The 7732-nt window shown below is 60.6% G+C and carries 6 protein-coding genes; 3 read left to right on the top strand and 3 right to left on the bottom strand.

What is annotated here, in order from left to right; all coding sequences use genetic code 11:
* Positions 1 to 70: 70 nt before the first annotated feature.
* Positions 71 to 883 carry a M23 family metallopeptidase gene (locus B3Q33_RS15805; RefSeq protein ID WP_273008874.1) on the bottom strand — a complete coding sequence of 271 codons (813 nt, stop codon included), beginning with the start codon at positions 881 to 883 and terminating at the stop codon, positions 71 to 73.
* 243 nt (positions 884 to 1126) lie between these two features.
* The gene (locus B3Q33_RS15810; RefSeq protein ID WP_273008873.1) at positions 1127 to 2698 is read right to left on the bottom strand and encodes an HD domain-containing phosphohydrolase; all 1572 of its coding nucleotides are present in this window, start codon (positions 2696 to 2698) and stop codon (positions 1127 to 1129) included.
* A gap of 204 nt (positions 2699 to 2902) precedes the next feature.
* On the opposite strand from B3Q33_RS15810, the gene thrS reads away from it, so the two are divergent.
* From thrS to cysS, 3 genes are all read left to right on the top strand, one after another.
* Positions 2903 to 4819, top strand: coding sequence for a threonine--tRNA ligase (gene thrS, locus B3Q33_RS15815; RefSeq protein WP_035244941.1), 1917 nt, complete (start codon positions 2903 to 2905; stop codon positions 4817 to 4819).
* 122 nt (positions 4820 to 4941) lie between these two features.
* A complete protein-coding gene (hisI, locus tag B3Q33_RS15820) occupies positions 4942 to 5370 on the top strand; it encodes a phosphoribosyl-AMP cyclohydrolase (protein WP_273008872.1) in 429 nt (142 codons plus the stop codon).
* Positions 5367 to 6749, top strand: coding sequence for a cysteine--tRNA ligase (gene cysS / locus B3Q33_RS15825; RefSeq protein WP_273008871.1), 1383 nt, complete (start codon positions 5367 to 5369; stop codon positions 6747 to 6749). The genes hisI and cysS overlap by 4 nt, the downstream gene beginning before the upstream one ends.
* Before the next feature lie 208 nt (positions 6750 to 6957).
* On the opposite strand, the gene B3Q33_RS15830 is transcribed toward cysS, so the two are convergent.
* Positions 6958 to 7617, bottom strand: a complete 660-nt coding sequence (locus tag B3Q33_RS15830) for a hypothetical protein (protein WP_273008870.1) — start codon at positions 7615 to 7617, stop codon at positions 6958 to 6960.
* Positions 7618 to 7732: the final 115 nt, after the last annotated feature.

Consider the following 7732-nt stretch of genomic DNA (forward strand, 5'->3'; position numbering starts at 1 on the left):
GGCGCGGCCTCTTGCGTTTAAAAACGAACCGGTCTTGTCCGCGGCGTTATCAATTATCCATTCTCAATTATCAATTCATCGGCGGCACCACCGTCACCGGATCCAGCTTCACCTCAAACCAGTTCAATCGCCAATCCAGGTGCGGACCGGTAGCGCGGCCGGAGGCGCCGACTTTGGCCACCGGCTCGCCCTGCTTCACGGTCTGCCCTTTTTCCACCAGTACCTCGCTGAGGTGAATCATGGTGGAGGACACGCCATAGCCGTGATCCATGATCAGGGTGCCACCGGAATAATAGTTATCCCCCTGCACCAGTGTCACCACCGCATCTGCCGGCGCTACAACAACCGTGCCGGTAGGCCGGGCCACATCCACGCCGAAGTGCGGACGGCCGGGTTTCCCGTTATAGACCCGCTGGCTGCCATAAACACCACTGATGCGCCCGGTAAGCGGCCACTGAAAATCACTGAGGAAGGCCAGCAGGGCAGAGTCGGTATCCCGCGCCGTTTTAATCTCGGCCACCTCGCGACGAATCCGCTTGAGCACCGCTTCCGGCGGCGGCTCCACGGTACGCTTGGGCACCCCTTCAATCCGCTGGATGTCATAGTCCCGCTTGCTGAGGGTCACGGGTACCTGTTGGGTTTCGCCCTGCTTTTCCAGCACCAGGCTCTGCTGCAGCGCCGCATCACGGCCAAACCCGACAGCAAAAAAACCGTCACCGGTAACTCGCACCACCCTGTCATCCAGTTTGACGGCCACCCCCGGCGCCACCTGGCCACGCAGCAAGGCCCCCTGGGTACGCTCCCCTTCCAGGGACAATAGCCAGTCGCTGGCCATCACATTATCCGCCAGCAGCACGAGCAAACCTACAACAATTCGCAACATCGAATACCTCGAAACGGTTACAGGGAGGATGGGCCCAGCTGAAAACATATGGCGAAGCTTTAAAGGAGCCATTAGAAGAACCTGTCGAGCCCTGATATTCCTGATCGCCCTGCGGTCGATTCCCTTGCTCCGCAAGGTTCGCACCTCAAGAGGTACTCCTACAGCGGCTTCGTAGAAATGCCGAGGTCCGGGGAATTTTCCACCCTTCACCTATCCAATCGAGCGTAGCTCGTAGCTCGTAGCTCAAAGAAACGCCGTGCCATCCTGCACATCCAGCTGCACCGGATCCAGATGTTTCTCGGCGTACTGGCGCCACACCCGGGAGCGGATGAACAGACGATAAAGATCCGGGTCCAGGTGATCGTTGTCGCGCATGCGTTGCAAGATGCCAAGGGCTTCGCTGAGTTTCAGTGGCGTCTTGTAGGGGCGTTCCTTGGCGGTAAGGGCCTCGAACACATCGGCGATGGCCATGATCCGCGCCGGAATCGACATCTGGTCGCGGGTCAGCCCCAGCGGAAAGCCGGTGCCATCCATTTTTTCATGATGGCCGCCAGCATATTCCGGCACCTGGCGCAGCTTGGGCGGGAACGGCAACGAGCCAAGCATGTCCAGGGTCACATCCATGTGGCCGTTGATGATTTGCCGTTCTTCTGGAGTCAGGGTGCCGCGAGGAATGCACAGGTTGTAGACCTCGTCGTCGGTTAGCAGGGGCTTTTTCTGACCCCAGGCATCGGTCCAGCGCCGCGCGGCGATATCACGCACCCGTTGCTGATCCACCTCAGCCATGGCCTCACCGCCCCGGTTGATCCGCTCCAGAAACGCCAGATCTTCCTTCAGCTGGCCGATTTCCGCTTCCATGCGTTCCCGGCTGGCAGGCTCGTCAGCGGGATCAAGCAGACAGGCCTTTTCGTAACGAAACTGGATCTCTGCACGCAGGGCGGCAAAGCGGCTGGCCACCTCATCGATGCGATCATGGAGGGTGTGCAGTTTGGTGGACTTGTCCAGTACCGAGTCCGGGGTAGCCAGCTTGCCGCAATCGTGCAGCCAGGCCGCCACGTGCAACTCGTACCAGCCATCCTCATCCAGGGAAAAATCCGCAAAGTCCGAATCATCCTCACAGGCCGCCTGGGCCAGCATCTCGGTGATCACCGGCACCCGCTGACAGTGGGCACTGGTGTGCGGGCTCTTGGCATCAATGGCCTGGGCCAGCACCTTGATAAAGGCATCCAGCAGTTCCTTGAGTTCCTGCACCTGGCTCAGGTTGCTGAGGGCAATGCCCGCATAGGTGAGCAGGGACTGGAAGATCAGGTCGCTGTGCTTGCCCAGCCGGTGCAAACGGGCCGGTAGCGCGCGGTTATAGGCCAGCTGCAGCACACCGATGACCACCCCTTCGTGGTTCCGCAGGGGCCACAGCCGCAACCCGCCGGCATCCGGGGCCAGCGCATCCAGTAAGTGCCGATCCTCCTCGCTGAGGCCGTTCTCCGACAGGTCCACCGCCAGCGGCTTACCGTCTTCGTAACACTGCTCGGGCAACCCTCGTTTGCGCGCCATGGGGCAGAACAGGCTGGCCTCCTCGTGCAGGAAAGCATCACCGGAACGGCGGCACAGGCAGCTCAGCCCCGGTTCGGGCTTACCATCTGCATACAGCCATACCCAGCCGGTATCGGCCTCACACAGATACAGGGCCTCATCCAGCAACACCTGCAGCAGGCGCGGTACGTCCCGCTGCTCGCTGAGATGCTGCGCCACCCGCAGCAACCGCGGCATCAGGTTTTCATCCGTCACCGGTGTGGTATCGGGCAAAGAGGAATTCATGAGCAATCCAGCTCCCAATGATCATCCGTAACAAAATCGTGTATTTACCCAGCAAGCATAGGCTGAGCCAAGATTTCAGGCAAAACAGGCCGCCATACGTCTATTTCCCTCCGACCGGCGCATATACCGCCGGTTCCGGTTGAAGCTCTGGTCTGGATTGCCTACCATCTGCCGGTTCCGAGCCAATCTGGATTCCTACCTCTCATGAGTGTCAGCTATCAACTGCCCGACGGGGCAACCATGGCGTTTGATCAGCCGGCGTCCGCCCTGGACATCGCCGAGCGTATCAGCAAAAAACTCGCCAAACAGGCACTTGCCGCCAAAGTGGACGGCAAGTTGATCGATGTTTACCTGCCCATCGACGATGGCGCCACGGTGGAAATCATCACCCGCGACACTGATGACGGCCTCGATCTGATCCGCCACGATGCTGCCCATGTGATGGCAGAAGCCGTGCAGGAGCTGTTTCCGGGAACCCAGGTCACCATTGGCCCGACCATCGAAAACGGCTTTTACTACGACTTCTATCGGGAGGATTCTTTCACCCCGGAAGACCTCAAATCCATCGAAAAACGCATGATGGAAATCGTACGTCGCAACGAGTCTATACGGCGTGAAATCTGGGATCGGGACGAAGCCGTCAGCTTCTTCCTCAAAGAAGGCGAGGAATTCAAGGCGGAGATCATCCGTGACCTGCCCGCCGACCAGGAAGTGAGCCTCTACCGCCAGGGCGATTTCATCGACCTGTGCCGTGGCCCACACCTGCCCAGCACCAGCAAGCTGGGCGACGGCTTCAAGTTGATGAAGGTGGCCGGCGCCTACTGGCGCGGCGATGCCAGCAAGGCTCAGCTTCAGCGTATCTACGGCACCGCCTGGCGCGACAAGAAAGAACTCAACGCCTACCTCAAACAGCTTGAGGAAGCGGAAAAGCGCGACCACCGCAAACTGGCCAAGGAAATGGGCCTGTTCCATATCCAGCAGGAAGCGGTGGGCAGCATGTTCTGGCACCCGAAAGGCTGGCGCATGCGCAAGAACCTGGAAAACTACATCCGCGGCAAGATGGAAAAAGGCGGCTACCAGGAAGTGGCCACCCCGCAGATGATGGACCGCATCCTCTGGGAAAAGTCCGGTCACTGGGACAAGTACGGCGACGACATGTTCACCGTCTGCACCCACGATCACCGGGAAATGGCGGTCAAGCCCATGAACTGCCCGGGCCACGTGCAGATCTTCAATCAGGGCATCAAGAGCTACCGGGACCTGCCCATTCGCCTGGGCGAGTTCACCACCCTGTTCCGTAACGAAGCTCACGGCGCCCTGCACGGCCTGATGCGCGCCCGCTCCTTCAGTCAGGATGATGCCCACATCTTCTGTACCGAAGGGCAGATCAACGAAGAAACCGCCGCTTTCATCACCATGCTGCGTGAGGTCTACAAGGACTTCGGCTTCGAAAGCTTCCGCATCAAGTTCTCTGACCGCCCGGAAAAACGCGCCGGTGCCGACGAGACCTGGGACAAGGCCGAAGGCGCTTTGCGCGAAGCGGTGGAATCCCTGGGGCTGGAATGCGAATTGAACCCGGGTGAAGGGGCCTTCTACGGCCCGAAACTGGAATTTGTCCTGCGCGACGCCATTGGCCGTGACTGGCAGTGCGGCACCCTGCAGGTGGACTTCGTGCTGCCCGAGCGCCTGGATGCGGAATACGTGGCCGAAGACGGCTCTCGCCAGCGTCCGGTGATGCTGCACCGTGCGGTGCTGGGTTCTCTGGAGCGCTTCCTGGGCATCCTGATCGAATCCACCGCCGGCCACCTGCCCCTATGGCTGGCACCGGTGCCGGTGGCCGTTTGCACAATCACCAATGCGGCGGATGACTACGCCCGCAGCGTGAAGGAAAGACTGGAAGCGGCCGGCATCCCGGCGGAGCTGGACCTGCGTAACGAAAAGATCGGCTTCAAGGTGCGCGAGCATTCCCGCGCCAAGGTGCCGCAGATCTGGGTCATTGGTGAAAAGGAAGCGGAAGAGCAACAGGTCGCCCTGCGCCGCCTGGGTTCCCAGGCCACCGACACGGTAAGCCTGGACGCCGCCGTCACCGCCCTGGCCAACGCCACCCGCCTGCCGATCTGAACGAAGCACCTGTAGGAGCCCCTCTCGAGGGGCGAACCTGCTTGCGAAAATTTTGCCAGGCACAGTTCGCCCATCGAGAGGAGCTCCTACAGCGGATTTAATCTCCGCCCCCGGAGGCATTCATGTTCAAAGACAACGAACAACAGCCCGAAGGCTTTCAGGTGCCGCTACAAGAGGCCCTGGACAACCTGAAGCTCACGGACGGCGGCCTGATCGCCGCCATCGCCCAGCAGCATGACACCGGCGAAGTGCTGATGATGGCGTGGATGAACCGGGAAGCCCTTGAGGAAACCCTTGCCACCGGCCGGGTCTGCTACTTTTCCCGCTCCCGGAAAAAACTCTGGCGCAAAGGCGAGTCCTCCGGCCAGGTGCAGATGCTGAAAGAACTGCGCATCGACTGCGACGCCGACACCGTGCTGGTAAAAGTGGACCAGACCGGCCCCGCCTGCCACACCGGCCGCCGCGACTGCTTCTACTGGAAAGCCGACGCCAACAACGTGACCATCGACAAGACGCCGATCATCGATCCGAAAGAGCTTTATAAAAAATGACTCTCAAGCTGCACAACACCCTCACCGGGCAGAAGGACGACTTCATTCCGCTGGATCCCAACCGCATCACCCTCTACGTGTGCGGCCCCACGGTCTATAACTTCGTCCATATCGGCAACGCCCGCCCGGTGGTGGTCTTTGATGTGCTGTACCGGCTGCTGCAACGGCTCTACCCGGAAGTGGTCTACGCCCGCAACATCACCGATATTGATGACAAGATCATCAAGGCTGCGGCGGAAAACAGCGAAGACATCGGCGTGCTCACTGAGCGCTTCACCGCCGCCTTCGCCGAGGACATGGCGTCTCTGAACGCGAAAACCCCGAACATCATTCCCAAGGCCACCGACCATATCAACGAGATGATCGCCATGATCGAGACCCTGGTGGAAAAGGGCCACGCCTACGAGGCCGACGGCCAGGTGCTGTTCGCGGTGGAATCCATGCCCGACTACGGCAAGCTTTCCGGTCGCAAACTGGAAGACATGCTCGCCGGTGCCCGGGTGGAAGTGGCCGACTACAAGCGCCACCCCGGCGATTTCATCCTCTGGAAGCCGTCCACCGACGAGCAACCGGGCTGGGAGTCTCCCTGGGGCCGTGGCCGCCCAGGCTGGCACATCGAGTGCTCCGCCATGATTCACAAACACCTGGGTGACGTGATCGACATCCACGGCGGCGGCCAGGACCTGATTTTCCCGCACCACGAGAACGAGATTGCTCAGGGCTGCTGCGCCCACGGCACCGATTACGTGCGCTACTGGATGCACAACGGCTACATCAATATCGACGGCGAGAAGATGTCCAAGTCCCTGGGCAACTTCCGTCTGGTCCGCGATCTGCTTACCCAGTACCACGGCGAAATCCTGCGCTTTGCCCTGCTTTCCAGCCACTACCGCTCGCCGCTGAACTTCTCCGCGGACGTGTTGGATAACGCGGAGAAAGGCCTGGATACCCTCTACTACGCCCTGCTCGGTCGCGGCGAAACCGTAGCGCCGGCAGCGGATTACCAACTGCCGGACAACCACCCGGTGCTGGAAGCGCTCAAGGATGACCTGAACACCTCGGAAGCGGTCAGCGCCCTGCACGCCATCGCCGGCGAACTGAACAAGGCCGAGCTGGCCGACAAACCGGCCCTGAAAGCCGAACTGCTGGCCGCCGCCGACCTGCTCGGCCTGCTCACGGTCGAGCCCACCGCCTGGTTCCAGAACAAGAACGTGAGTGAAGACGGCCTCAGCAACGAGGAAATCGACGCCCTGGTCGCAGAGCGCACCCAGGCCAAGAAAGACAAGAACTTCACCCGCGCCGACGAGATCCGCCAGCAACTCACCGACGCCGGCATCCAGCTGGAAGACACCCGCGAAGGCACCCGCTGGAGTCGCTAACCCCCTGTAGGAGCCATGCTCGCATGGCGAACCTGCTAGCGATAACGGCCAATAACCAAAAGGCCATAGCGGCAAGCTTCAAGCTGCAACGCGATAGAAAGTTGTCATGACCTGAAACGCAAGAGGCCGCACCCAAACCCTGGGCGCGGCCTCTTGCGTTCAACAACCCATAATCCTGCATCGCCTCTAGCAGCTAGAGGCTAGAAGCTCAAAGCTTCAATCCCTCCATCCCCGGCAGTTCCGGCAAATCCCCCCGCGTCGCTTGCGCAAACCGCGGCTTCTCCAACTGCTCCTTCAACCCCTCCAGGGTCACCAGTGGCGCCCTGGTGGACACCAGGTTGGCCAGCCACACCGGCACATTGCCGCCCGGGTCCACGAAGGTCTCGAACTTCACCCGCACCCAGCCGTCCGCCAGGGGGGTGATCACGAACTGGTTATCCAGAGCGGGAATACGCACGAAACCCTGCTGCTTGTCCTTGAAGCCTTCGGCGTTCTCACTGTGCAGGTGAATCTCGCCATCGGCTTTCTGGGTCAGCGTATTGACCAGCACCACGTCCCGGTCCGCCACCGGCCAGATACCATTGAAACGCATGTGGATACGCTCTTTTTCCTTGATGCTGAGCCGGTCCGCCCCCTGGCTCTGGAAGATCCATTCCTCAAAGGTGTCCACCGCCGTAATCACCGCCAGTACCGAGGTAGCACTGGTCTGCAACTCCACAACGCCCTTGAAGGCCTTCACCGGGCTGTCAGACACCTCGCGCACATAGGTCGTAACCTCACCCCGCTGCGCGCCCTCGTGGTTCAGTTCCCAATCCGCAGCCCAGGCAGGGGCCGCCAGCATTAACAACGCCACAACAACAGCTTTCACAACAACACTCCTCAATCATGTCCGTGGCGCAGTATGCACCGCGCTTGCCGCCAGACAAGGCCCCTCCCGCAGATTGGCACAACCGGCCAGACCTCTTCTTTTTTGTAGGAGCTTG

Source organism: Alcanivorax sp. UBA3183 (assembly GCF_002364155.1).
Taxonomy (GTDB): domain Bacteria; phylum Pseudomonadota; class Gammaproteobacteria; order Pseudomonadales; family Alcanivoracaceae; genus Alcanivorax; species Alcanivorax jadensis.

Coding starts and splice junctions, on each gene's coding strand:
- B3Q33_RS15805 (WP_273008874.1), bottom strand. CDS start 883: ATGTTGCGAATTGTTGTAGGTTTGCTCGTGCTGCTGGCGGATAATGTG.
- B3Q33_RS15810 (WP_273008873.1), bottom strand. CDS start 2,698: ATGAATTCCTCTTTGCCCGATACCACACCGGTGACGGATGAAAACCTG.
- thrS (WP_035244941.1), top strand. CDS start 2,903: ATGAGTGTCAGCTATCAACTGCCCGACGGGGCAACCATGGCGTTTGAT.
- hisI (WP_273008872.1), top strand. CDS start 4,942: ATGTTCAAAGACAACGAACAACAGCCCGAAGGCTTTCAGGTGCCGCTA.
- cysS (WP_273008871.1), top strand. CDS start 5,367: ATGACTCTCAAGCTGCACAACACCCTCACCGGGCAGAAGGACGACTTC.